Here is a 23,117-nt window from a genome sequence, read left to right as displayed (position 1 = left end):
CCGGGATGCGGCCCTATTCGGCGCTGACGTGAATCTGCTCGGGCCTCGGCAGCCCTCGCGGCGGATCGTCCGTGTACCAGGCGTATTCGAGCGCGGAGATGAACCCGCCAGCCATCCAGACCAGCAGCTCGCCGACCAGTTCGCCCTCGTCGCCGACTACGACCGCCCGCACCGGCAGCGGCCCGTCCGGCACGTCAGCTCCGCGAGCCGCTGCGCTGACGCCGATATCCACGCTCGCCAGTCCGGTGACCCACACTCGGCAGACCTGCGCGAACGGAAGCTGCCCGCGCACCTGTTCGGCCCACGCCGCGTCGACCCGGAGCACGGTGTCGATGGCGGCCTGCTCTTGGCCGGTGAGCGGGCGGGGGAGACCTCCGTCAGTCAGCGCCGTTGAGCCGTCCACGCCATTCCTCCACGGTCGCCGATCGAGAAGAATGATCCCCCGGCGCCGGTATCCCGGTGCCGGGGGACTCCTTCCGATGGTGGTCTATTGGAAGTAGTCGTGCGCCGTCCTCGCCAGCAGCGTCGCGCCGTCGGCGAGGGCCTGGTTGGCGGCGGGGCCGATGCAGGCTTCGGTGAAGGCGGGCTGGTGGTTGGAGACCGGGAAGCTGCCGAGGCCGATGTAGGGGTGGATGGCCGGGACCAGCTGGGAGACGTTGCCCATGTCGGTCGACGCGCGGTTCATGGTCTGCTGCTCCGGGGGAGCGTTGAAGCGGCGGCCCAAGGCTTCGGCGTGGTGGACGTAGAGGGCCAGGGCTCGCTCGTCGGTGCGGAACTCCGAATAGGGCTGGGACTCCGGGGTGAACTCCAGGTCGGTGTCCGTAGCCAGGGCGCCGGCCTCGAAGCAGCGGCGGACGCGGCTGCGGAGGGGCTCCAGCTCGGCGAGCGACTCGGCCCGGGTGTACCAGCGGCCCTCGGTCACCTCCGGGATGGCGTTCGGCGCTTCGCCGCCCACGGTCTGGATGCCGTGCACGCGCACCCCCGCCGGCAGCTGCTGCCGCAGAAGGCCCAGCGCCACCTGCGCCACCACGAAGGCGTCGTTGGCGTTGCGCCCCTCGTGCGGGTAGGCCGCGGCGTGCGCCGACTTGCCGGCGAACCGGACGTGGTCGTGCGCCACCGCGAACGGCTCCGCGCGCGCCGCGTCCACCGGCCCCGGGTGCGCCATCAGCGCCAGCTCCAGGTCGGCGAAGGCGCCCGCGTCGAGCAGCTCGATCTTGCCGCCGCCGCCCTCCTCCGCGGGCGTGCCGATCACGTCGATGCGGAGGTCGAGGGCGTCTGCCCACGGCCGCAGCGCGGCAGCCGCGCCCACCGACATCGCCGCGATCAGGTTGTGCCCGCAGGCGTGGCCCAGGCCCGGCAGCGCGTCGTACTCGGCGACGAAGCCGACCGCCCGGCTGCCGGACCCGAACGACGCGTGCACCGCCGTCGGGAAACCGAGGTACCCCCGCGTCACCGCGAACCCCAGCTCCTCCAGCAGCTCGGCCGTCCACGCCGCCGCCCGCACCTCCTCCCACGCCGTCTCCGGGTGGGCGTGCAGCGTCTCCGAGTACGCGGTCAGCCGCGGCATCAGCTCCGCCGCGCCCGGCAGCTCCGCGCCGCCGGCCGGGCCCTGCTGCGCGTCAGCGGTCGTCACCGGGCACCCCGTATCCCGGCGACGCGGCCGGATCGAGACCGCGCTGCACATAGTCGTCCCGCTGCGGCAGCCACACCTCCACCAGGCGCCCCAGCGCCGCGATCGGCTCGTCCTGCCAGTCCACCCGCAGGTCCGTGTCGCGCCAGCCGTTCCCGGACACCGTCGACAGGCCCGCCGAGTACACCGGGCCGGCCTCCCCGCCGGCCGCCAGCGCCGCCGCCATGGCCGCGAACAGCCGCTCCTCCAGCTCGCCCTTCGCCTCGGTGAACGCTGCGCACAGCACGCCGGGGATGTCCGTGCTGGCCAGCATGTTCCCCGCGGCCGCGCAGTGCGCCCCCGTGGCCGCGTTCTGCACGCCGAGCGTGTGCGCGCCGCTGTAGGTCGCGGCGGCCCCCGTGCCGTCCACGACGGTCAGCTGCCGGTAGCCGATGTTCGGCGCGTTCCGCACCACCTCCGCGATGGCCGCCTCCGGACTCCGGCCGGCCGCGACCCCGTCGAGCAGGGCCGCACCCAGCCGGGGGTCGGTCACGTTCTGCGAAGCCACCGCGCCGACACCGTCCCGCAGGTGCACGACCCGCGCCGCCACCGCGGGCGACGACGATGCCGCGGCGACGCCGAACCTTCCGTCCTGGTGCGCTGCGATCGAGAACGTCATGCTGCACCCCCGTCCGCGCGCTCCGCCGAGAGGACGGCTGTCGCGTCGATCTCCACCAGCCACTCCGGGCGGGCGAGCGCCTGCACCACGATGCCGGTCGACACCGGGTACACCCCCTTCAGCCAGCGGCCCATCTCCCGATAGACCTCTTCCCGGTAGCGCGGGTCGGTGATATAGACCGTCACCTTCACGATGTCCTGCATGCTGCTTCCCGCCTCCCGGAGCAGCAGGTCGATGTTGGACATCGCCTTCTCGGCCTGCGCCCGGACGTCGCCGATCCCGACCGACTCGCGCGTGTCCAGGTCCTGGCCGATCTGCCCGCGCAGGTACACCGTGCCGCCGGCCACCACCGCCTGGCAGAGGTCGTTGTCGAGGTTCTGCTCGGGATAGGTGTCGCGCGTGTTGAACGTCCGGATGCGCGTGTGCGTGGCCATCGCGCCGTCCCCCTTCGTGTGCCGTTCGGTAGCGCCGGCGTGGGCGCCGCTGCCTGCGCCGTGTGCCGGAGGTGTGTAGGCCGCGTAGCCGCGCTGGATGGCGATCTGGTCGGCCAGGTACCGGGCGTCGTGCCACACGCCCCAGATGAAGCTCGACCCCCGCCGCGACTGCCACGGCAGGCCGAGGAAGTAGACGCCCGGCTCGGTCGAGACGCCGCGCCGGTGCGCCGGCCGGCCCTGCTCGTCCACCGCATCGACCTGCAGCCAGCTGTAGTCCGCGGAGAACCCGGTCGCCCACACGATCGACGTCACCCCCGCGGCGGCGAGGTCGAGTTCGAGCAGCGGATCGCGCACCGACTCCGGGGCGGGGCCCAGAACGCGCGCTTCGGGCTCTTCGGGCAGGTCGAGCCCGTTGCGCTCGATGTAGGCGTCGGCCTCATCCAGCAGCGCCAGATAGTTCGCGTCGCCGTTGGCGATGTTCTCGCCCAGGTCCGGCGCGAACCGCAGCACCCCGCCGTCGAACGACTCCGCCCGCCCGACCAGCCGGATGCCGCGCTCGGCCAGTCGGCGGAAGTCCACGGTGTGCCCGCCGTGCGCGCCGCTGACCGCGATGGTCACGTGCTCGGCGCCCTGCGGCGGCGTCGCGGCCTCCCACTTGCCCAGCACGCCCAGCCACCAGACGAAGTCCCGCCCCCGGTACTGCCGCGGCGGCCGGTCGTGCGGCCCCACCGCCAGGTAGACGTCGCGCCCGGAGGCGCGCAGCTCGTCGGCGATCTGCACGCCCGAGGAGCCGGATCCGACCACGGCCACCGCGCCTTCCGGCAGCTGGCCGGGGTTGCGGTAGCCGCTGGAGTGGAGCTGCACTAGGCCGTCCTGCTCCGGCACGATCGGCGGGATCACCGGGGTCTGGAAGGGGCCGGTGGCCGCGACGACATAGCGCGCGTCCAGGGAGCCGTCGCTCGTCTCGACCCGGAAGCCGCGGCCGCCCGCGCGCTTGCGCACCGACACCACCTCGACGCCGCACCGCACCGGCGCTCCGATCCTGGCGGCATAGGCGTCGAAGTAGTCGGCCGTCTGCTCCTTGGTGGCGAACCCGTCCGGCGCCACGTCGGCGAACTCCATGCCCGGGAACCGGTCGTGCCAGGCCGGGCCGTTCGCAACCAGGGAGTCCCAGCGCTGGGTCCGCCAGCTCTCGGCGATCCGGCCCTTCTCCAAGACGACGTGTGCGATGCCGCGCGCGGTCAGGTGCTCGCTCATCGCTATGCCGGCCTGCCCCCCTCCGACGACGACGACTTCGCTTTCGGGGCTCGACATCACTACCTCTGCTTTCTCAGGGAACGGTCGGTCGACACGGGGGGCTGAGGTGCGGCTGCCGGGCAGCACTGGTCAGCACGCGGCAGCCGTGCGGCGCGGGTGCTCCGGGGCAGCCGATTCGCGCGGCGGTACGCCGGCACCGCCCGGTGCGCCCAGGGGGCGCACCGGGGGCACGCGTCAGCGCTGCGCGCGGTCGCTTTCGTGCAGCAGGTCGGAGCCGCTCGTCTCGGGCATGGTCCGCAGGGTCAGCGCGCCGATCGCGCCGATCACGATGAGCGTGAACGCGGGCACCATCGCGCTGCCGGTGAGGTCGATGAGCCAGGTCATGAGGTAGGGCAGCGTCCCCGCGAAGAACGCGCCGGCCACGCTGTAGGCCATCGACAGGCCGCTCTGGCGGGTGCGGGTGGGGAACAGTTCGGCGACCGCGGAGGCGTGCGTCCCGAGGATCACGGCGAGCGTCACGGCCAGCCCGAACGTCGCCGTGAATGTGGCCAGCGATGTGTTCACCTGCATCAGCGCGAACAGCGGCAGGGCGCCCACCACCATCAGCGCCGCGGCCGTGTACAGCACCGGCTTGCGGCCCCAGCGGTCCGAGGCGATGCCGGACAGCGGGATCACGCCCATCGCCACCACCGACGCCGCCGCCGACAGCAGCGCCGCCTGGTCGGCCGGGACACCGACGACTTCCTCCTGGTAGGTGATCAGGTAGACGAGCACGATGTAGAACGTGGAGTTCATGAACGTCTCGATGCCGACGGTCTGCAGGAACTGCTTCCGGTTGGCCCGGAACACCTCCACGACCGGCTGCTTCGGGACGTTGTCCATCTCCTCCAGCGCCTGGTAGTCGGGGGTGTCCTCGATGCGCAGCCGGATGTAGAGGCCGACCGCGGCCAGCGGCACCGTCAGCAGGAACGGGATGCGCCAAGCCCAGTCGAGCACCTCGGCCGGCGCGAACAGCGCATGCATCGCCCACACGACGATCGACGCCAGCAGGAACCCGCCGACCGAGCCGAACTCGATCCACGAGCAGCCGAAGCCCCGCTTCTTGCGCGGCGAGAACTCGGCGAGGAACGCTGCCGCCGACCCGAATTCCCCGCCGGCCGCCAGGCCCTGGATGATGCGCGCGACCACCAGCAGGATCGGCGCCAGGATGCCGACCGACTCATAGGAGGGCAGCAGCCCCAGCATGAGCGTGCCGGCCGCCATCGAGATGATGACGATGGACAGCGTCGTCTTGCGCCCGAACCGGTCGCCCAGGTGCCCGAAGAGCACCGAGCCCAGCGGCCGCACGAAGAACGCCACGGCGAACACCGCGAACACCGACAGCAGGCCCGCGGCGCCGTCCTGCTCGGGGAAGAACACCTGCGCCATGGTGGTCGCGAGGTAGGCGTAGACCGCCCAGTCGAACCAGTGGACGAAGACGCCGATCGCGCCGGCGAACACGCTCCGCCGCAGGTTCTGTGGTTCCGGTCCGTTCTGCTCCGCTGCCTGTGGCGCCTCGCTCGCCATGTCTCCTCCTGGATGGGCGGCCCCGAGTGGGGGCGGTGCGAGAAGTCGCGAAAGCGCGCCGTTGCGCAAGGGCGATCTCGGGTGGATGGGGGTTGCCGGCCTCCGAGGAGGACGCAGGCGGGCGGCCGCACCGGGGACGGGGGGTCCGGCGGACGCCTGCCCTGCGCCCGGATCAATCTTCAGGGCGGTATGCCCCATCTGTACAATTCATCGTTCCGAAGTTTCCGTTCGGAAAAGTAGATATGTCCAGATCGTGGCGTTGATTGCGGCGGCGCCGCGGGCCGGCGGCTCTCGCGTTCAGCGCGCGAGCGGGTGCGGCGGCCGCGGCGCCCGAAGGCCCGGGGGGCCGCCGGGGCCCGGTGAAGGAGGCAAGGCAGTGGCGGACGTGAGCCTGCGCCAGCTGGAGTACCTGACCTCGGTGGCCCGGCTCGGCTCGGTGACCGCCGCGGCGCGTGAGCTGTTCGTCGCCCAGTCCGCGGTCTCCACCGCGCTGGCCGACCTGGAGGCCGCGCTCGGCGTCGCCCTGTTCGTCCGCACGCAGAAGGGCATGCTGCTCACCGCGGCCGGGCAGCGCGCGGTCGCGGCGGCCGACGGCGTGCTCGCCGGCCTCGACCAGCTGCGCGAGTCGGCCAGCCGGGAGCGGGAGGAGGTCGACGGCGCGCTGACCATCGGCTGCTACGCCACGATCGCGCCGATCCTGCTTCCCCGCGTGATCGACGAGTTCTCCCGCCGGCACCCGAAGGTGCGGCTGTCGTTCGTCGAGGCCGCCCACGAGAAGCTCCTCGACGACCTGCTCAACACCCGTATCGACCTCGCCATCACCTACCACTACGAGTTCGCGCCCGTGCGCACCGAGTCCGGAGTGACGGCGCACCCGCTGCGCTCCGACCCGCCCTACGTCCTGGTCCCCGCCGGCGGCCCGCTAAGCGCGCAGCCCACCGTCAGCCTGGCCGAGCTGGCAGCGGAGCCGCTCATCCTGTTCGACCTGCCGCCCGCCGGCAGCTACTTTCTCGGACTGTTCGGCAAGGCCGGCCTGACCCCGAACGTGCGCTTCCGCACCGCCAGCTTCGAGATGGTCCGCGCCCTGGTCGCCCGCGGCCTCGGCAGCGCACTGCTCACCCAGCGTACGGTGCTGGAGCGCAGCTACGAGGACCTGCCGTACGCTGCCAAGGAGCTCGACATCCAGCCCGAGGGCCTCGGCATCGACGTCCTGCAGCTCACCGCCCGCCATTCCGTCCGGCGGATGCAGGCGTTCATCGACGTGTGCCGGGAGACCGTGGTGTGAGGGAGGGGCGCCCTCCGGTGCTATCCGGGGGTCGGCTGCCACCGCCTGGGCAGCGCGACGACACCGGGCCAGCCCTGCTCCATCGCCTCCAGCAGGCGGTCGGGTGCCTCCCCGGAAGTGGTGGAGAAGTCCAGCCGCCCGCCGGAGATGTCAGCCTGGCGGAAGGTGACCCACCCGGAGGAGAACAGGGCGCCCGTGAACGAGACGCTGCTTCCGGTGAACGCGGAGTCGCGGAACGACACCTCGCCGCCGGTGAACTTGGCTCCGGTGAACAGGACGGATCCGCCGGTGAACACGGCCTCGTCGAAGGACGTCAGGCCGCTCGTGAAACGGGCGCCGGTGAAGGCCACCGTTCCCGCGGAGAACTCCGACCCGGTGAAGGACGTGGTCCCGCCGTCGAACTGCGCGCCGTGGAAGAGCGCCGTCCCGCCACTGAACCTCGCTCCGTCGAAAGCCGCCGTTCCCTCGGCGAAACGGGCATCGGAGAAGTCCGCCAACCCGCCGGAGAACACGGCGCCGTGCAGGTCGCCGCCGTCGAAGACCACGCCGGTGAAGTCGTAGTCCTTGCCGCACCAGCGGGTCTGTTCGCGGAGGCGGTGGCCGATGGCGCGGATGATGGTGTGCCGCACCTCCCGGAGCGCGCCGAAGCGCAGTGCGCGCTCGCGGTATTCGGCGGCCTGCTCGCCGGCGGTGCTGCCCTCGGGGAGCGGATCGGGGGCGGGTGTGAAGGGCATGCGCAGGTACGCGCACAGCACGTTGATGACCATCTGGACGAGCTCGTCGGAGGGCGCGTCGTCGGCCAGGTGCGCCAGCGCGTGCACCCCGGCCAGGCGGACGGCGGGATGCTCGCTGCCCAGCTGTTCGCTGGCCGTGGTGAAGCGCTCGGTGAACAGCCGGGTGTTCTCCCGATCGAGGGCGAGGGCCGCCCGCCGCCCTTCCGATTCGAGGGCGCGCTGCCGGCGGTAGGCGATCACGAGCAGCGCGACTCCGCCGAGACCGGCGACGATGGCGAAGGCGCGGGTGGCCATCGCGTCCAGCGCCCGCGGCGAGAGCTGCGCCACCGTCGCCACGCCGGGGGAGCCCAGGACGAACCAGATGGCGAGCACGATGCCGGCCACCGTGGCGATGGCGACGGCCCACCCTCCGATGATCAGCCACCCCAGGCGGACCGGCTTCCCGCCGGGCTGCGGCCATGCCAGGACGGCAGCGGCCGCGAGCAGCACCGCGCACGCCAGCCCCAGCAGTGCGCGCACCAGGGGGAAGCCTTCGGGCAGCCGGCCGGCCAGGAACGCGCCCAGCGGCCACGCGGTGGCCGTGAGCAGGGGGAGCGCCACCGCGGCGAGGGCGATCGCGGTCCACTGCCGCGGGGCGGGTGATGGCATGGCGACAACGGTAGCCAGGCCCGTGCCGGCCGCAGCAGGGGGAGCGGGGCCGGGTCCGGCCACCGGCCCGTGCCGGCTAGGGCGTGTTTGGTGGACAACTGTCCTGCTGCGCGGCGCCCTGGCACGCCCCTCGCGGCGTTCTCCTCTTCTCGACAGGGAAAACCCGCCCTGACTCCTTCGTCGGCCTTGCGACGGGTGCACCAGGACACCGCTCGCGACGAACGCCATTCACCAAACACGCCCTAGGAGAGCGGGTTCGCCTCCTCCTGCTCGGCCATCGGGGTGGGAACGAAGCCCGAGGTGTCCTGCAGGGGCGATGCCGGATCGGCGACCGCGCCGCCGCCGGCCGGGACGGCCTTCCAGTCGTCCTGCTCCCACGCCAGGTCGACGCGGACCGCAGCGGGAGCGGCGCCCGCGGCCGAGACAGCGACGTCCACGCGGGCGCGGTCGCTGCCGTAGGCGGCCAGGCGCGCGCCGTCGAGCCGGTCGTTCTGGCCGAGAGCGCTGAAACCGCCGGCGGCCCCTCCGCCCTGGGCCTCCTGCGGCGCGGAACCCTCGGTGAAGGCGCGCTCGGCCACCTCGTCCGCCATCGCCGGGTCAGCGCTCATCGCGACGACGGAGATCCCTGCCAGCACCGCTCCCTGCGGCGACTTGGCGAAGCACTGCCGGAAGCCGGACTCCTGCACCTCGCCGGGCCCGTGCACCTCTGACGACGGCACCCGGAGGCCGGCCACCCGGTCGTCCCAGTTCGCGTCGGCGGGAAACGCCGTGAACTCGTCCGTGGAGCCGGTGCCCATGCCGCAGGCGGCCGCGGTGTCCTCGGCATCCCCGGCGCCGCCCTCGCCGGCGCTGACCGTGTCCGGCTCCGCGGAGGCGGACGGTGACGGCTCTGCCGCCGCCGCGCCGGCGGGCTCGGCGAACATGCGGTCCACCGTTGCCACCGCACCCACCGCGAGCAGTGCCGCGACCACTCCGGCCGAAGCGAGGAAAGCCGGCGTCTTCCGCAGCGGCTTCGGGGCCGCCGAGCGCTCGATGACGGTCTGCTGCTCAGAGGGCACGGGGTAGTCCAATCGTCATGGATCGTCACGAAACGGGCGGCGGAGCCGCGGCGCGCCTGCCGCCGGGAAGCGGTGCCGCGGTGCCGGCGAAGGCGGAGCACCGGGCTGTCCTGCTCGGACTCCAGCTTTCAGCGGCACCGGAGAGGGCTAACCGGTGCGCTCGGTGCCGTCGGCCGTGCCCGCAGCGTGCTCCATTGCGAATTGCGCTCGGCAGGGGACAGGCCGGCATCGCACTGAGTCGACTCAGGACTTTTACCACCGAATCCAGCGACTGCGGTACGCGGCCTCCCCTTTACCGTCTGCTTCCGGCTGCTAACCCACGACCGCGGCCGCGACCCAGCCGCCCGCCTGCTCGAACGGCACCGGGGTGGTGTGCAGGTCGGGCCGCCAATCCGCGGCGGGGACGACCCCCGGATCCAGTAGCCGGGCCGGGCCCATGATCCGCTCGATATCGCCGCGGCTGCGCAGGTGCAGGTCGAGTCCGCGCTCCCGGTACAGCTCCACACCGAGCTTCGCCGCCTCGGCGTTGATGTCGGAGGCGCCGTGTGTCACCACGATCCACGACCCCGGCGCAGCAGCCGATGCGAGCACGGAGACCACGCCGTCGGCGCCGCGGCCGCCGGTCTCGTCGTCGCCGACGAAATGGAGGAGCGCGCCCAGCACGATGCAGGCGGGCCGGTCGAAGTCGATGGCGCCGGTCGCTCGTACGGCGTCGAGCAGCTGCTCCGGCTCCCGCGCGTCCGCCTCCACGACGGCGGTGCGTTCGGCGTCGCCGGCGAGCAGTGCGGTGGCGTGCGTGACGACGTAGGTGTCGTGGTCGATGAGCACGGATTGCGCCTGGGGATGGTGGGCGCGCAGCACGTCGTGCAGGGGTGGGACGCCTTCGATGGGCAGGTCGCAGCCGATGTCGATGATCTGGTCGATCCCGTCGCGGCCGGCCGCGTCCACCGCCCGCCGCAGCATCTCCACATTGGACCGCGCCGCACTGGAGGTTGCGGGCAGTCGCGCCATGATCGTGCGCGCTTCCTTGCGGTCGGCGGGATGCAGCCCTTTGGCGCTGTCCGGGTCACCCGACTTGTATGCGCGGTAGAGCCGGCTCGTGCTGATGCCGTGTTCCTCGGCGCCGTTCTGTTCCATGGGGGCCTCTCTGAGGGGGGTACACAGAAGGGTGCCACGCCCCGCGGGGGCAGCGGGTTGGGTCCCGCGCCGCCTTGTGCAGGGCGGCCTGCCCGCCCCGCGGAGCCGCTTGAAAGGCCGGGTTCGAGCAGCCGCGGGGCTGCAGCGCGGGCGTCAGTCTTCGTCGGGCTCCTCGGCCTCGTAGCGTTCGCCGAGGGTGCAGCCCGCCTCGGTGAGCGCCACCCAGCAGACATCGCCATGGGTGATGTCCGCACCGACCTTCTCCCAGTCCCGCACGATGCGCTCCCGCGCCTGTTCGAACGGAACATCCCAGGGCCGGAACCCCCGGTTGCCGGTGAACGACCCGATCTCGACCAGGCCCTCCGCGGTCAGCTCGCCCAGCAGTTCCAGCGACAGGTCCCGCCACACGCGCCAGTCCGCAGACTCCACCGCGTCCCGGGCGATGTCGGCAACGTTCACCAGCATGGGCCAGTCGGCCAGCCCGTCAATGAGGATCTCCCGCTTCGCCGCCTCGAACCGCTCCCGGTCGATCATGTCCCCTCCAGGCGGACCTTGCGGTCCCTCTTCGCTCCCGGTTCCCGGATGCCGATCATCATTCACGGCTGCGGAGCCGTGCGCGACGTTAGGCAAGCATCCACTTGCATGCAAGTGGATGCTTGCCTATGGTAGGGGTGTGCCCGACGAAATGTACAAAGCCCTGGCTGACGCGACGCGGCGGACCATCATGGACGAGCTGGCGGAGCGGTCCGGGCAGACGCTGTTCGAGATCTGCGGGCGGCTGAGCATGAAGCACGGGCTCGGCCTGTCCCGGCAGGCCGTGTCGCAGCACCTCGCGGTGCTGGAGGCTGCTGGGCTGGTCGTGACGCGGCGAGAAGGCCGCTACAAGTTCCACGACCTGGACACCGAGCCGCTGCGGCGGATCGCCGAGCGATGGCCCGCGCCGAACGCCGGGCCGAAGGGGGACCCACCATGAAGATCCACATGACGAGCGTCTTCGTCGACGACCAGGAGAAGGCGCGGCGGTTCTACACCGACGTGCTCGGCTTCGCGGTGAAGCACGACGTGGACATGGGCGGCGGGGCGCGCTGGCTCACCGTCGTCTCACCGGAAGAGCCCGACGCCGCTGAGCTCCTGCTGGAGCCGGCCGGCCATCCGGCCGCCCGCACCTACCGCGATGCGCTCGTCGGGGACGGCATTCCGCTGGCCCAGTTCGCCGTGGACGACGTGCGCGCCGAGTACGACCGCCTCCACGGCCTCGGTGTCCGCTTCACCCAGCCGCCGGTCGACGCGGGGCCGGTCACCACGGCCGTCCTCGACGACACCTGCGGCAACCTGATCCAGATCGCCACCGAGCCGAAGTAGCGCCCCGCCTCGGCGGCCGGCAGGCGCACCGCGGCCGGAACCGGGCCGCAGCCGTAGGGTCGGGGAATGGAGTATCCCGAGGACGGCGCGGTGCGGCTGTGGGGGTTGGGGAGCGAGCGGGTGCCGCTGGGGGCGGCGGTCGTTGCGCGGCGGGAGGCGGCGCCGGCGCTGGACCTGGCGAACTTCCTCTACGCGGTGCGTCCGGACGGGCCCGCAGAGCTCGCGGGTGTCCTCGGGCGCGCCGCGGAGCTCGGTGTCCACCGCGCGGTCGTGGAGCGCACGACGCCGGCGTGGGTCGAGGCCGAGCTGGCTATGCGCGACTGGCGGTTGGACCGGGAGCTCCGGCTGGAACTGGATCCGGGCGCCCGCCTGGCCGGTGTGCCGCCGGACGGCGAGGTCCGGCCGGCCTCCGCGGTCGACCCGGACTGGTCCGTGCGCGCGGGGATGTTCCGCGACGACCACCTGGAGGAGGACGCCCGGCGCGGCGACCCGCCCCGGCCGGCCGAGCACACCGCTGCGACCGTCGCACACCGCGCCGCACTGGAGGAGGGCGGAGCCGTCTACCACTGCGCCGTTCGGAGCGGGGACATCGCCGGGTTCGCGTGCACGTGGCAGTCGCCGGAGGGGCTGGGCGTCATCGAAGACGTCTTCGTCCGGCCCGGCCACCGCGGACGCGGCATCGCGACCGCCCTGCTGCACCATGCCGTCGCCGTCCTGCGCGCCGGCGGAGCGCTCCGGATCGGCATCTCCGCCGAGGTCGACGACACTCCGAAACACCTCTACGCCCGCCTCGGGTTCCGGCCCCGCCGCCTCCTGCGGTCATGGAGTGCGCACTGAGCCCGCCGCCGATCCCGCCGCAAGCGCCACCGGCTGGCGGCTGCGCGGGCGCGGTGCCCTCCCTATCCTCGGAGGAGGCCGCCCCGTCTCTCCGAGGGAGGCCCATGCCCGAGTCCGTGGAGCGCCGGGTTGCGGCGGGCGCCTACGCGCTGCTGCTGGCGGCGGTCGTGCTGATCCCCACCTGGACGCTGCACCAGCCGATCATGAATCCGGCAGCGGATCCCGCCACCGGATTCGAGCAGCCCACGGGGATGGTCAGTGCCCCCATGAGCATGGGGCGGCAGGTCTTTGCGGGTTCGGTGCCGGTGGAGGAGTTCCCCGGCGGCCAGCTGAAGCCGTCCCCCTTCGGGGCGCTGGCCGCGGTCCTCTGTGTCGGGATCGCCGGCGGTTTCGGGTGGATGCGCGCCTACACGGGATCGATCCTGTGGGGGCTCGCGGCCCTGGCCGGGGTGGCGGCCAGCTCCCGCGCCGCTGCTGATCGCGTCGCCGATCCGGCGGTCGGCCTCCGCACCCCGCCCGAGTGGCTTCCCCACGGGGAGGTCTACCTGCCGGGGCTGTCCGCGGTCCTCGCCGCGGGTGCGGCGCCGATCGCCTTCTGCGCGTGGCGCCGCTGGGCCATCGGGCGCGGATACGCACCGCTGGTTCCCCTGCGCGCGGCGCTGCTGCGCAGAGAGGCGCCGGAATGACGGCGCTCCCGCGCAGCGGCAGGCCGTGGCGCTCGCAGCGGAACGGCGTTCAGGCTGCGGGCGCCGGACGGGCGGGGGTCAGGCGGAGGGGTCGCGGTTGTAGAGCCGCTTGGACCACAGGTAGCCCGCCGCAGTGATGGCGCCGCACCAGGCGACCGCCAACCAGAGGCTGCCGTCCGCGCCGGTGCCCTGCAGCAGGCCGCGGATCGACTCGATGACCGGGGTGAACGGCTGGTATTCGGCGAACCAGCGCACCGCGGTCGGAAGCGAGTCCGTCGGCACGAAGGCGCTGCTGACGAACGGGAGGAGGATCAGCACCATCGGCGTGTTGCTAGCCGTCTCCACGTTCCTGGCGACGAGGCCCAGCGCCGTCGACAGCCAGGTGAAGGCGAACGTGACCAGGGCCAGAACCCCCGCCACACCGAGCCACTCGGCCGGGCCGGCCGGCGACCGGAACCCGATCAGCAGCGCGACGGCGAGTACCACCGCCACGGCGATCGCGGTCTGCGCCACGGCGGCCAGCACATGGCCCGACAGCACCGACGTCCGGGCGATGGCCATGGTGCGGAAGCGGGCGACGACGCCGGTGGTCATGTCCATGGCCACCGTGATCGAGGTGCCCTGGGCCACGGAGGCCACCGTCATGACCAGGAGGCCCGGAGCCAGATAGGTGACGTATTCGGCGCGTGCGTCTCCGGGGCTGAGCGACGCGGCCGGGCCGCTGAGGCCCGCCCCCATCGAGCCGCCGAAGATGTAGGTGAACATCAGCAGGAACACCACCGGCATCCCGATGAGCAGCAGCGTGACGGACGGGTAGCGGACGAGGCGCTTCAGGTTGCGGCGCAGCATGGTGGCGGTGTCGCGCGCCGGCATGGGGCGGGTTGCGGTGGTCATCGGGTCGCGTGTCCCTTCGGGTGCGGAGCCGGAGCGGGCGCCGCGGTAGCGGCGCTGCGCCCGGTGAGGGCGATGAAGACGTCGTCGAGGTCGGGGCGGTGCACGGAGAGGTCCAGCAGTTCGGCGCCGGAGCGGTCGAGCCGGTCCAGGACGGAGCGGAGCGAAGCGGCACCGCCGTCCCCGGGGACCTGGAGGGTGAGTGCCTGGTCGTTCCGGACCGGTCCGGTCCCGTGCGCGCCGCCGAATGCGGCCGCGGCGCGGTCGAGTGCGCCGGTGTCGGCGAACCGCAGCACCAGGTGCCCGCCGGGAACGCGCTGCTTCAGCTCGTCCGGTGTTCCTTCGGCGACGATTCGGCCGCCGGTCAGCACCGCGACCCGGTCAGCGAGCCGGTCGGCCTCGTCCAAGTACTGCGTGGTGAGCAGGATGGTGGTGCCGCGGTCCACGAGCTGCTGCACCACGTGCCACAGGTCGCGGCGGCTGTGCGGGTCGAGGCCGGTCGACGGCTCGTCGAGGAATAGCACCCGCGGATCCGACATCAGGCTCATCGCCAGATCGAGTCGGCGCCGCATGCCCCCGGAGTAGGTCGCCGCGGCCTTCCCGGCGGCCTCCGTCAGGGAGAACAGGTCCAGCAGTTCCGCCGCGCGCCGGCTGCCCTCGCTGCGGCCGAGGTGGTGCAGGTCCGCCATCAGGCGCAGGTTGTCGGCGCCGGTCAGGATCTCGTCGACCGCGGAGAACTGGCCGGTCACGCCGATGGCCGCGCGCACCGCGTCGCCCTCCGCGGCGACGTTGTGCCCGGCGATCTCTGCGCTGCCGGCGTCGGCGCTGATCAGCGTCGTGAGGATCTTGACGATGGTGGTCTTGCCGGCGCCGTTCGGCCCCAGCAGTGCGGTGATCGTGCCGGGCGCGACGGCGAGGTCGATGCCGTCCAGCACGGTGTACTCGCCGTAGGACTTGCACAGCCCGGTGGCGGAGATCGCCGGTGCCGCTACCGCAGGGTCCGGCCGGGCTGAAGCGCGATTCATACGTCTCTCCTGACGTGGATGGATGCGATGCGAGGGGGAGATCCGTGCGCGGGTCACGGGGCACGGGAGCGGAGTGGGCAGGCGCGGCCGGCCCGGCCGAGCGGACCGGGTCACGGCATGGCGAAGGAAGCGCCGGCGGAGTGGGCCGGCTGCAGGCAAGGGTGCGATCGGGCCGCCGCTGTGCGCGGGGCGGGGCCGCGGATGGTGCTCCGCAGGCAGTGCGGAACGCAGCCGGCGCTGCTGGGGAGAGGGAAGGAGGTAGCGCTGCTGGGCGGCTCAGCGCCGCTGCTGCGGGCCGGCGGGCCGCCGCTGGGACAGCGGGGCCGCCGCCAGGTACGGCTGGGAAGGGCTGGCGGGAAAGTAGAGAGGCGGGGCGGCCCCGCCTCCGTCAGGCCCGCTTGAGGGTGATCGATCCCCACTTGGTGCGGGTGCGGACGCTCACCGACGCCTCGTCGGCCTCCGGTGCGGGTCCGCTGCCGTCGAGGTGGCTGAGGATGCGCCCGCGCTGGCTCTGCACGTCAAGCCAGGCGGGGATGCCCTCCGCCACGCCGATCTCCACGGGGCCGTGCGACGTCGAGACGTCGACGCTGCCCGCGATGAGCCGCACGATGCGCACCCGGCCGTGCGTGCTCGCCACTGCGGCGGCGCCGGTGACGCGGTGCAGGACCACGCCGGAGTGCGCTCCCTTCACCTGCAGGTCGGATTCGGCGGAGTGGATCTCCACCTGCCCGACCGAGGACCGGACGGTCGATGGCCCGCAGAGGCGCTCGATCTGCACCTCGCCGATGGACGACGTGACATCGGCGCGTCCGGCCACCTCGCCGATCTGCACAGCGCCGACACTGCTCTTCAGGTCGAGGGTCTGGCAGCGGTCCACGCTGACCCGCTCGACGGAGGCGTCCACCTCGACCTCGCCCAGCGGGCCCGCGAGGTCGATCTGCGACCAGCCGCGCACCCGAACGTTGGTGCCCTCCGGCACCTCCGCCCGGATCCCGGTGGCCGGTTGGTGGCCGAACAGCTTCTTCACGCCGGGCTTGGGGACGCGTACCGCTACCCGGCCGGGGCCGCGGTCGACGACGGTGTTCCGGGCCGCGTCAGCGTCGCGCGACGACTCCGCGTTGAAGGGAGCGACGTCGACGTCTGCCGTGTCCCGGGGGGAGGCGACGACGGTGACGGTGCCGCCCCAGGCTTCGATGGTGACGGTCGCGGGGGCAGCGGCCACGGGGCTCTCCTTCGCGGGGGCAGCGGTGCTCGGGTGGTTCGGCGAACGGGGTGATCGGCTGGGCAGGTTCATCGTCGGACCCCTCGTGGTGTGGTGGAGGACTGCGGTGCTGGGTGCGGCGTGCTGACGGCCAGGTCGGTGGCCCGAGGCAGCAGGGCCGGCGGGCCGGTGCGGACGGGGCGGTGCAGGGTTCTGCTGCCTACCGCGCCCACCCCCGCAGGTTCTGTCCCGAGTTCCACGCGGCGCGGACGGCCGAAGCGGCCGCACTGCGCGGGTCGAGCGCCCCGGAGACGGCCTGCACCAGCCACGCGTTGACGGAGATCCCGCGGGCCGCAGCTGCCTCCTCCGCGCGGGCCTTGAGGCCCTCGGGCAGGCGCAGGCTGACACGCGCGGTGCCGCCGTCGTCGGCGCCGGGAGGGCTCGGGGCGGAGGCTTCCGCTGCGGACCCGACCGGCTCGGAGGCGAACGGCCCGGTGTCCGGCGGCGCCACCACGAAGTCGGGCTCGCCGCGCCGGAGCCGCACCTCGACCGAGCCGGGGGCCAGGTCGCGGGTGATCTCCTCGGCGGCGTCCGAAAGCGCTTCGAGGAGCACCAGGCGCACGGTCGCGTCCAGCGGTGCGGCGAGGCGCTCGGCCAGGGCGACCGCGTCCTCGCCGCCGGCTTCGGCGGCTGCAGCGAGGTCGCGGTGGAGGCGGGCGACGTACGGGGCGAGATCCATGACATCACTATGGCGCCATAGTGGCGTCATGTCTACGCGTCCCTGCGAATCCGAAGGGCGCCAAGGGGTGGAATCGTGGCCCCTGTATTCGCCCGAGGAAAGGTTCTCCGCACGTCAAGCTGATGACGCCATGGTGGCGTCACGCGAGGCACGTGCCCGGTGTCCTCTTGCGGCCAGTGCCTCGTCGGTGCGCCTTCAGGAACCAGGGGCGTGGCCGGGGGAACCGAGGAAGCGGCGGATCCGGCGCGTCGATTCGTCCGGCCGCTGCTGGTGGACCCAGTGGCCGCAGTCCAGTTCGGCCAGGTCGGTTCCCGGGCGCCGCGCCGCCATCTCCCGCGCCTGCGCGGTGGGCAGAACGGTGCTCTCCGTGCCGTGCAGGAGCAGCGCGGGGCAGTCAGAGCCGAGCCAGGCCGGCCAGTGGTCGCCGAGGATCCGGGTGTCGGAGTCGACCATGTCCGCCGGGTGCGCGCCGAGCCGCCAGCCGTCGGGATGCGGCCGCAGCCCCGGCTCCAGCAGGCCGGCGAGCGGGCCGCAGGCGGCGAGCAGCTCCTCGCGCGAGGGCGCGGTGTAGGGCAGGTCCAGCAGGAAGGACAGCGGCGCGGGGTCGACCACCGGCAGATGCGCCGGGCCGTCGATGTTGACGAGCGCGCTGACCGCGCCCGGCTCCTCCGCCGCCAGGTAGTAGCCGTTCACGGCGCCGAGGGAATGCCCGACGACCGGTACCGCGGCGCCCGGCCGCAGCTGGTCCAGCAGCTCCCGCAGATCGTCCAGATAGCCGGCGCGGTCATACCGCTCGGCCCGGTCCGAGTCCCCGTGCCCCCGCTGGTCCGGCGCGACCACCCGCCACCCGTCCGCGGCGAGGCCGGCGGCCAGCGCCGCGAAGTCCGCCCCCTCTCCGAGGTGCCCGTGCAGCGCCAGCACCGTCCGCTCTGCGCCGCCCGCTCCGAAGTCCAGGTAGGACATCCGCCGCCCGCCAGGCAGGTCCAGGACACGGCGCACGGGGCGGGGGCTGGTGTGGGGCATGGCTTGACGCTATCCGCACCCCCGGACGCCGGCGCCCGCCACCGCGGTCCCGAACGGTGCACGGCCCGCGCTCTCAGCGAGCACGGTCTCCGCGGCCCATTCCCGCCCGCGCGGGGAGCAGGCCACCGACGGCCCCACTGCCGACGGGGCCCTGGGGCCATCCCCGCGCGCGGGGAGCAGACCGGCACGAGGGCCCCCGGGACGTCGCGAGGGGGGCCATCCCCGCGCGCGCGGGGAGCAGGCTCTCTGAACTGCAGTGTTCCTTTGTGAAGTAGCTCATTCGTGCCACTCCAACCATCGCCTGGCCTCTCACTGCTTGCCGGAAGGCTACGTCGTCCCGTCGGCCTCGGCCACACCTTCCCGACCCCGCCCGCACGCTGTCTCCCGGCGTCCCCGGTGGCTTCACGAGGGCGGGCGCGGAGAAGTCGGGGCCCTGTCGCTTCATTCCCGCATGCGCGACCCGGGCCAGAGCAGGGCCTATCTGCGCTCGCGGTCCATTCGCGCCTACGCGGGAGTCGCGCCGGCACCGGGGCCGCGCTCGGCCTCGGCCCCGGTCCATTCCCGCCTGTGCGGGAGTCGCAAGGACTGACCTGCGGTGATGTTCGGCGTTATCGGGATGATACAGCGGTTGGCCAGATCACGGCCGCAATTGGCGTGGGTTCGGCGTCCGCGCGGTGGTGGGCGGCGCTCAGTAGGGGAAGACCGGGGGGCGGCGCTCGTGGAAGGCGCGGACGCCTTCGGCGCGTTCGCCGGTGGTGGTGGCGAGGGTCCGCCAGCGGCGGGCCAGGGGTTCGAGGGCGTCGCCGGTGACGGCGGCATCGACGAGTTCCTTGGAGGCGGCGACGGTGAGGCGGGAGCGGGAGGCGATGGTCTCGGTGAGGGCTGCCGCGCGCTTGCGGACCGGATCGGCGACCTCGTCGACCAGGCGGAGCTCGACCGCGCGGCGGGCGTCGACGATCTCACCGGAGAACAGCAGGAGCTTCGCGGCTGAGGGCCCCACCACGTCGGTGAGCCGCTGGACACTGGTCGGCGGGTAGACGATGCCCAGCTTGGCCGGGGTGATGCCGAACTGGGCGCCCGGCGCGCAGAGCCGCACGTCGCAGGCTGCCGCGAGCTGGTAGCCGCCGCCGACGCAGTGCCCCTCCACCGCCGCGATGGTCGGCAGCGGGCAGGCCAGCAGCGCGCGCTCGGCCGCGACCGAGACCTGCTCCTCGTCGGCGCCGCCGTCCGGCTCCGGCGTGAACTCGGAGATGTCGGCGCCCGAGCTGAACGTGCCGCCGGCGCCGGTCAGCACGATCGAGCGCACCGCGGGGCCGGCCGCCGCCTCGGCGACCGCTTCGGGGATCCGCCGCCACATGGCGACGCTCATCGCGTTCCGCTTGCGCGGGTTGTCGATGGTGATCCAGGCCGCCGGGCCCGCGACGTCCACCGTGATCCGCCCTTCGGCGGGAATATCCGCTGCCACGCGCTCCCCTTCGCCCGTCCGGCACGTCCCTGGCCCGCGATCCGGGCACCCGCAAAGCATGCCACCGCGGGCCTGGCGGCCACCGCCCGGACCGCGCTTCTCCCGGGCGGCCGCCAGTGACCAGGGGCGGCATCCGCAAACGCGGGGACGTGCCGCGAAGCAGCCGCCGGGGCACTGCTCAGAACCCCCGGTTCGGCCTTGTACTGTCGGGAGCAGCAGGCCCGTACTCTGCTGGATCTCCCGCACGGGAGCAGGCAATGGGGCAGAGTGGGCCTTGCCGGGCGGGGATCCCGCCCCGACTCCGCGGCGCCGGATCGGCCCGCATTCCTCTGCCCAGCCGGGCCAGCGCGGCCCACCCTTCGCCGCCGGTCAGCCGGGCGCGGCGCCGGCTGCGCGGACCGGCCCACCACCAGGCGCACCGCTGCAGCGCCCCTTGGCCGCGACGGCCCCCCGACCGGATTGATGAGGACGACGGTGAACGAGACCAGCCGGCACCCGCACCCGACGCCGGAGGCGGTCACCGCCTCGCATGTGGCCGAGGCGGCCGACCGCCTCGCCGACGTCATCCCGCCCACCGGCCTCCACCGCAGTGCGCGGCTCTCCGAGCGCACCGGTATGGAGGTCCTGCTCAAGCGGGAAGACCTCAACTCCGTCCGCTCCTACAAGGGCCGCGGCGCCCTCAACTTCGTGCGCTCGCTCGACGCCGCCAGCCAGCAGAAGGGCGTCGTCTGCGCGAGCGCCGGCAACCACGCCCAGGGCGTCGCCTTCGCCTGCTCCTCGCTCGGCATCCCGGCGCGCATCTACCTGCCGCGCACCACACCCCGGCAGAAGCGGGAGCGCGTCACCGCCCTGGGCGGCCCCAGCGTGCAGGCCATCGTCACCGGCGACACCTACGATGACGCCGCCGCGGCCGCCCAGTCCGACGCCGACACCCTCGGCATGACACTGCTGCCGGCCTTCGACGATCCGCGCACCATCGCCGGCCAGGGCACCGTCGCCAAGGAGGCCATCGAGCAGCTCGGCCGTGCGCCGGACGCCGTCATCGTCCCCGTCGGCGGAGGCGGCCTTCTCGCCGGCACGCTCACCTGGCTGCGTGCGCACCACCCCGGAGTGCGCGTGATCGGCGCCGAACCCCAGGGGGCGCCGAGCATGGCGGCCGCGCTGGACGCGGGCCGCCCCGTCGCGCTGGAGCAGATCGACCCCTTCGTCGACGGCGCCGCGGTGCGCACGGTCGGCCGCTTCACCCACGCGATCGCGGCCGCGGAGCCGCCGCGCATGACCACCGTCCCCGAGGGCCGGATCTGCAGCGAGATGCTGGACCTCTACCAGACCGACGGGATCATCAGCGAGCCCGCGGGCGCGCTGGCCGCGGCTGCGCTCGGCGCCGACCTGGGGCTGCCCGACGGAGCGACGGTGGTGTGCGTGCTGTCGGGCGGCAACAACGACGTGAGCCGGTACGCCGAGATCGTCGAGCGGTCGCTCGTCTTCGAGGGCCGCAAGCACTACTTCCTGGTGGACTTCCCGCAGGAGCCGGGCGCGCTGCGCCGGTTCCTCGACGACATCCTCGGCCCGGACGACGACATCACCCGCTTCGAGTACGTCAAGCGGAACAACCGGGAGACCGGGCCGGCGCTGGTCGGCGTGGAGCTCGGCGCGCCGGAGAACCTCGACCCCATCCTCAAGCGCATGGACGCCGCACCCCACCGCATCGAGCGCCTCCGCCCGGACAGCCCGGTGTTCGGCTTCCTGGTCTGAGCTGCGCCGGCACCGCCAGAGCCGCGGGGCGCGGACGCCCTGCCCCCTGCCCCGGCCGCCCCGGATCCTCCACCGCGGTCGCCGCCATCGGCCGGACCGGGACCTGTGCGGACGCCGCCACCGCCTGCTCCGGCCCCGGCCGGCGGCATTCACACCAGCCCGAAGCCGTACTCCTCGGCGAAGGATGCGAGGTCGGGGGTGCCGAAGCGCTCGCGGAGAGCGGCGAAGCGGGCCGGCTTGTCCGGGCCGAAACGGGCCGTGGAGGCGGCGAAGGTCTCGGCGGATACGAGGACCGGCGGCGCGCTCTTGCTGTGGAACTTGTCGGCGTACATGACGAGCTGCTCCTCCGCCGACACCGCCGTGTAGTCCGCCTCCGGAATCGGCAGGCCCTGGCGGCGGACGTCGTCGGCGGTGACTCCGACGCCGGTGTGGTGCGAGCAGAACCGGCACAGCTCCTCCGGGTAGCCCTCCTGCTCCAGCAGCGCGGCGCCGAGGACGCCGTGCCGGATGTACTGCGCGTGGTCCAGCTCGCCGTCGGGCCGGTAGAGGGCGTAGACGCCGATGTCGTGCAGCAGCGCGCCCGCGCGCACCAGCCCGCGGTCGACGTCCAGCCCGGAGCGGTCGATGAGCTGCTCGGCGATCGCGGCGACGATCCGGCAGTGCTCCTCGATCAGGCCGAGGGCGTGCGCGGTGGGCGCGTACCTTACGTGGAGGGAGCGGATCTCCTCGTCACTGGGGATATGCACGCCCTCACGATAGGGGAGGTGCGGCCGCGGATCCGGTTCGGAGGCCGCACCGGACGGCCGCCCTCCGTCGCTCGGCCCGTGTCGGGGCAGGGCGGTCCGGGGATGACGGAGAGCGAACGGTCCGAGTTCAGTCCGAGGGGGAGCGATGCTGGACGTGGAGCGCGCCGTGCCCGACACGGCGCTGGCCCGGGAGGCGACCGAGCTGGTCCGGGAGAGCACCGACGACGTGATCTTCCACCATTCGCGGCGCGTGTTCTTCTTCGGGCTGCTGCAGGGACGCAACCGGGACCTCAGCGTCGACCCCGAACTGCTCTACGTCGGCGCCCTCTTCCACGACCTGGGGCTCGGCTCCGCCTTCCACGGCAGCGGCCGGCGCTTCGAGGTCGACAGCGCCGACGAGGCGCGCCGCTTCCTGGCCGCCCGCGGAGTGCCGGAGGACAGCGTCCGGCGGGTGTGGACCGCGATCGCCCTGCACACCACCCCCGGGATCCCCGCCTTCATGGAGCCCGAGGTCGCCCTGGTCACCGCCGGCGTGGAGTACGACGTGCTCGGCAGCGGATTCCACGACATCGACCAGGCCGACCGCGACGCCGTGACCGCCCGCCATCCGCGGCCCGACTTCAAGCGGCAGATCCTGGAGGAGTTCACCCGCGGCGTCCGGCCCAAGCCCGAGACGACGTTCGGCAACGTCAAGGCGGATGTCCTGCACCACTTCCTGCCCGGCTTCGAGCGCGGGGACTTCGTCCGCACCATCCTCGACTCGCCCTGGCCCGAGTAGCGCCGCGGTCGGGGTGGGCAGGCGCGGTCCGGCATCGGGTACGGGCTGGCCAGCGCCGTTCACACGCACTTTGAAGTGCGTACTGTGCAGCAGCCCGCGGGAGCGGCAGGGTGGAAGGCGTCGGACAGCGAGCCCCGAAGAGGGCTCGGCAGGCAGCGGCCGCTCCCTGAACCACCAGTGTCCCCGGCACTGGTCTCCGTTT

Annotated in this window: 23 protein-coding genes; 7 read left to right on the top strand and 16 right to left on the bottom strand. The window is 73.2% G+C overall.

The genetic code is table 11. The features are described from left to right. Nucleotides 1-13: 13 nt before the first annotated feature. From ACYVGT_RS09660 to ACYVGT_RS09640, 5 genes are all read right to left on the bottom strand, one after another. Nucleotides 14-403 (bottom strand): hypothetical protein, encoded by a 390-nt coding sequence (locus tag ACYVGT_RS09660; RefSeq protein WP_460856163.1) that lies wholly within the window; start codon nucleotides 401-403, stop codon nucleotides 14-16. An 84-nt stretch (nucleotides 404-487) separates the two neighbouring features. Then, entirely contained in the window at nucleotides 488-1,633 is a 1,146-nt protein-coding gene (locus ACYVGT_RS09655) for a M20 family metallopeptidase (protein WP_460856160.1), read from the bottom strand. After that, on the bottom strand, nucleotides 1,620-2,288 hold the full coding sequence (locus tag ACYVGT_RS09650; protein WP_460856158.1) for a DUF1028 domain-containing protein: 669 nt from the start codon (nucleotides 2,286-2,288) through the stop codon (nucleotides 1,620-1,622). The genes ACYVGT_RS09655 and ACYVGT_RS09650 overlap by 14 nt, the downstream gene beginning before the upstream one ends. Then, nucleotides 2,285-4,036, bottom strand: a complete 1,752-nt coding sequence (locus ACYVGT_RS09645) for an NAD(P)-binding domain-containing protein (RefSeq protein WP_460856156.1) — start codon at nucleotides 4,034-4,036, stop codon at nucleotides 2,285-2,287. The genes ACYVGT_RS09650 and ACYVGT_RS09645 overlap by 4 nt, the downstream gene beginning before the upstream one ends. 177 nt (nucleotides 4,037-4,213) lie before the next feature. Next, on the bottom strand, nucleotides 4,214-5,545 hold the full coding sequence (locus ACYVGT_RS09640; RefSeq protein WP_460856154.1) for an MFS transporter: 1,332 nt from the start codon (nucleotides 5,543-5,545) through the stop codon (nucleotides 4,214-4,216). 376 nt (nucleotides 5,546-5,921) lie between these two features. On the opposite strand from ACYVGT_RS09640, the gene ACYVGT_RS09635 reads away from it, so the two are divergent. Beyond that, on the top strand, nucleotides 5,922-6,830 hold the full coding sequence (locus ACYVGT_RS09635; protein WP_460856152.1) for a LysR family transcriptional regulator: 909 nt from the start codon (nucleotides 5,922-5,924) through the stop codon (nucleotides 6,828-6,830). Nucleotides 6,831-6,850: 20 nt separating this feature from the next. Here ACYVGT_RS09635 and ACYVGT_RS09630 read toward each other — a convergent pair whose 3' ends face one another. From ACYVGT_RS09630 to ACYVGT_RS09615, 4 genes are all read right to left on the bottom strand, one after another. After that, nucleotides 6,851-8,212, bottom strand: a complete 1,362-nt coding sequence (locus ACYVGT_RS09630; protein WP_460856150.1) for a pentapeptide repeat-containing protein — start codon at nucleotides 8,210-8,212, stop codon at nucleotides 6,851-6,853. 242 nt (nucleotides 8,213-8,454) lie between these two features. Continuing rightward, nucleotides 8,455-9,282 (bottom strand): hypothetical protein, encoded by an 828-nt coding sequence (locus ACYVGT_RS09625; protein ID WP_460856148.1) that lies wholly within the window; start codon nucleotides 9,280-9,282, stop codon nucleotides 8,455-8,457. Between the two features lie 300 nt (nucleotides 9,283-9,582). Beyond that, nucleotides 9,583-10,407 (bottom strand): SAM-dependent methyltransferase, encoded by an 825-nt coding sequence (locus ACYVGT_RS09620; RefSeq protein ID WP_460856147.1) that lies wholly within the window; start codon nucleotides 10,405-10,407, stop codon nucleotides 9,583-9,585. Nucleotides 10,408-10,560: 153 nt separating this feature from the next. Next, on the bottom strand, nucleotides 10,561-10,941 hold the full coding sequence (locus tag ACYVGT_RS09615) for a hypothetical protein (protein WP_460856145.1): 381 nt from the start codon (nucleotides 10,939-10,941) through the stop codon (nucleotides 10,561-10,563). A gap of 139 nt (nucleotides 10,942-11,080) precedes the next feature. Between ACYVGT_RS09615 and ACYVGT_RS09610 the strand changes: the two genes are divergently transcribed. The 4 genes from ACYVGT_RS09610 (at nucleotide 11,081) to ACYVGT_RS09595 (ending at nucleotide 13,292) form a co-directional block, all read left to right on the top strand. Continuing rightward, nucleotides 11,081-11,380 (top strand): ArsR/SmtB family transcription factor, encoded by a 300-nt coding sequence (locus ACYVGT_RS09610; protein WP_460856143.1) that lies wholly within the window; start codon nucleotides 11,081-11,083, stop codon nucleotides 11,378-11,380. Continuing rightward, on the top strand, nucleotides 11,377-11,769 hold the full coding sequence (locus ACYVGT_RS09605) for a VOC family protein (protein ID WP_460856140.1): 393 nt from the start codon (nucleotides 11,377-11,379) through the stop codon (nucleotides 11,767-11,769). Before ACYVGT_RS09610 ends, ACYVGT_RS09605 begins: the two co-directional genes overlap by 4 nt. Before the next feature lie 66 nt (nucleotides 11,770-11,835). Continuing rightward, nucleotides 11,836-12,606, top strand: a complete 771-nt coding sequence (locus ACYVGT_RS09600; RefSeq protein ID WP_460856136.1) for a GNAT family N-acetyltransferase — start codon at nucleotides 11,836-11,838, stop codon at nucleotides 12,604-12,606. A gap of 104 nt (nucleotides 12,607-12,710) precedes the next feature. Beyond that, nucleotides 12,711-13,292: a hypothetical protein gene (locus ACYVGT_RS09595; RefSeq protein ID WP_460856135.1), complete on the top strand. Its 582-nt coding sequence runs from the start codon at nucleotides 12,711-12,713 to the stop codon at nucleotides 13,290-13,292. A 78-nt stretch (nucleotides 13,293-13,370) separates the two neighbouring features. Here the strand turns inward: ACYVGT_RS09595 and ACYVGT_RS09590 are convergent, their stop codons facing one another. From ACYVGT_RS09590 to ACYVGT_RS09565, 6 genes are all read right to left on the bottom strand, one after another. Continuing rightward, the gene (locus ACYVGT_RS09590; RefSeq protein ID WP_460856132.1) at nucleotides 13,371-14,186 is read right to left on the bottom strand and encodes an ABC transporter permease; all 816 of its coding nucleotides are present in this window, start codon (nucleotides 14,184-14,186) and stop codon (nucleotides 13,371-13,373) included. Beyond that, a complete protein-coding gene (locus ACYVGT_RS09585; RefSeq protein ID WP_460856128.1) occupies nucleotides 14,183-15,208 on the bottom strand; it encodes an ATP-binding cassette domain-containing protein in 1,026 nt (341 codons plus the stop codon). The genes ACYVGT_RS09590 and ACYVGT_RS09585 overlap by 4 nt, the downstream gene beginning before the upstream one ends. A gap of 388 nt (nucleotides 15,209-15,596) precedes the next feature. Continuing rightward, nucleotides 15,597-16,430, bottom strand: coding sequence for a DUF4097 family beta strand repeat-containing protein (locus tag ACYVGT_RS09580; RefSeq protein WP_460856127.1), 834 nt, complete (start codon nucleotides 16,428-16,430; stop codon nucleotides 15,597-15,599). A 199-nt stretch (nucleotides 16,431-16,629) separates the two neighbouring features. Further along, nucleotides 16,630-17,148 (bottom strand): toxin-antitoxin system HicB family antitoxin, encoded by a 519-nt coding sequence (locus ACYVGT_RS09575; protein ID WP_460856125.1) that lies wholly within the window; start codon nucleotides 17,146-17,148, stop codon nucleotides 16,630-16,632. 195 nt (nucleotides 17,149-17,343) lie between these two features. After that, nucleotides 17,344-18,171: an alpha/beta fold hydrolase gene (locus ACYVGT_RS09570; RefSeq protein ID WP_460856123.1), complete on the bottom strand. Its 828-nt coding sequence runs from the start codon at nucleotides 18,169-18,171 to the stop codon at nucleotides 17,344-17,346. 688 nt (nucleotides 18,172-18,859) lie between these two features. After that, nucleotides 18,860-19,636 carry an enoyl-CoA hydratase/isomerase family protein gene (locus ACYVGT_RS09565; protein ID WP_460856121.1) on the bottom strand — a complete coding sequence of 259 codons (777 nt, stop codon included), beginning with the start codon at nucleotides 19,634-19,636 and terminating at the stop codon, nucleotides 18,860-18,862. Nucleotides 19,637-20,110: 474 nt separating this feature from the next. Between ACYVGT_RS09565 and ilvA the strand changes: the two genes are divergently transcribed. After that, entirely contained in the window at nucleotides 20,111-21,391 is a 1,281-nt protein-coding gene (gene ilvA, locus ACYVGT_RS09560; protein WP_460856119.1) for a threonine ammonia-lyase IlvA, read from the top strand. Between the two features lie 149 nt (nucleotides 21,392-21,540). Here ilvA and ACYVGT_RS09555 read toward each other — a convergent pair whose 3' ends face one another. Beyond that, nucleotides 21,541-22,137, bottom strand: a complete 597-nt coding sequence (locus ACYVGT_RS09555) for an HD domain-containing protein (protein ID WP_460856117.1) — start codon at nucleotides 22,135-22,137, stop codon at nucleotides 21,541-21,543. Nucleotides 22,138-22,282: 145 nt separating this feature from the next. Between ACYVGT_RS09555 and ACYVGT_RS09550 the strand changes: the two genes are divergently transcribed. Further along, nucleotides 22,283-22,915, top strand: a complete 633-nt coding sequence (locus ACYVGT_RS09550; protein WP_460856115.1) for an HD domain-containing protein — start codon at nucleotides 22,283-22,285, stop codon at nucleotides 22,913-22,915. Nucleotides 22,916-23,117: the final 202 nt, after the last annotated feature.

Source organism: Nocardiopsis coralliicola, assembly GCF_054779695.1.
This window is presented reverse-complemented; position numbering and strand designations above follow the sequence as displayed.

What these genes read in the sequence shown, in the direction of transcription:
- ACYVGT_RS09650 (WP_460856158.1), bottom strand. Translation starts at nt 2,288, where the DNA reads ATGACGTTCTCGATCGCAGCGCACCAGGACGGAAGGTTCGGCGTCGCC.
- ACYVGT_RS09645 (WP_460856156.1), bottom strand. Translation starts at nt 4,036, where the DNA reads ATGTCGAGCCCCGAAAGCGAAGTCGTCGTCGTCGGAGGGGGGCAGGCC.
- ACYVGT_RS09640 (WP_460856154.1), bottom strand. Translation starts at nt 5,545, where the DNA reads ATGGCGAGCGAGGCGCCACAGGCAGCGGAGCAGAACGGACCGGAACCA.
- ACYVGT_RS09630 (WP_460856150.1), bottom strand. Translation starts at nt 8,212, where the DNA reads ATGCCATCACCCGCCCCGCGGCAGTGGACCGCGATCGCCCTCGCCGCG.
- ACYVGT_RS09620 (WP_460856147.1), bottom strand. Translation starts at nt 10,407, where the DNA reads ATGGAACAGAACGGCGCCGAGGAACACGGCATCAGCACGAGCCGGCTC.
- ACYVGT_RS09615 (WP_460856145.1), bottom strand. Translation starts at nt 10,941, where the DNA reads ATGATCGACCGGGAGCGGTTCGAGGCGGCGAAGCGGGAGATCCTCATT.
- ACYVGT_RS09605 (WP_460856140.1), top strand. Translation starts at nt 11,377, where the DNA reads ATGAAGATCCACATGACGAGCGTCTTCGTCGACGACCAGGAGAAGGCG.
- ACYVGT_RS09600 (WP_460856136.1), top strand. Translation starts at nt 11,836, where the DNA reads ATGGAGTATCCCGAGGACGGCGCGGTGCGGCTGTGGGGGTTGGGGAGC.
- ACYVGT_RS09595 (WP_460856135.1), top strand. Translation starts at nt 12,711, where the DNA reads ATGCCCGAGTCCGTGGAGCGCCGGGTTGCGGCGGGCGCCTACGCGCTG.
- ACYVGT_RS09590 (WP_460856132.1), bottom strand. Translation starts at nt 14,186, where the DNA reads ATGACCACCGCAACCCGCCCCATGCCGGCGCGCGACACCGCCACCATG.
- ACYVGT_RS09585 (WP_460856128.1), bottom strand. Translation starts at nt 15,208, where the DNA reads ATGAATCGCGCTTCAGCCCGGCCGGACCCTGCGGTAGCGGCACCGGCG.
- ACYVGT_RS09575 (WP_460856125.1), bottom strand. Translation starts at nt 17,148, where the DNA reads ATGGATCTCGCCCCGTACGTCGCCCGCCTCCACCGCGACCTCGCTGCA.
- ACYVGT_RS09570 (WP_460856123.1), bottom strand. Translation starts at nt 18,171, where the DNA reads ATGCCCCACACCAGCCCCCGCCCCGTGCGCCGTGTCCTGGACCTGCCT.
- ACYVGT_RS09550 (WP_460856115.1), top strand. Translation starts at nt 22,283, where the DNA reads ATGCTGGACGTGGAGCGCGCCGTGCCCGACACGGCGCTGGCCCGGGAG.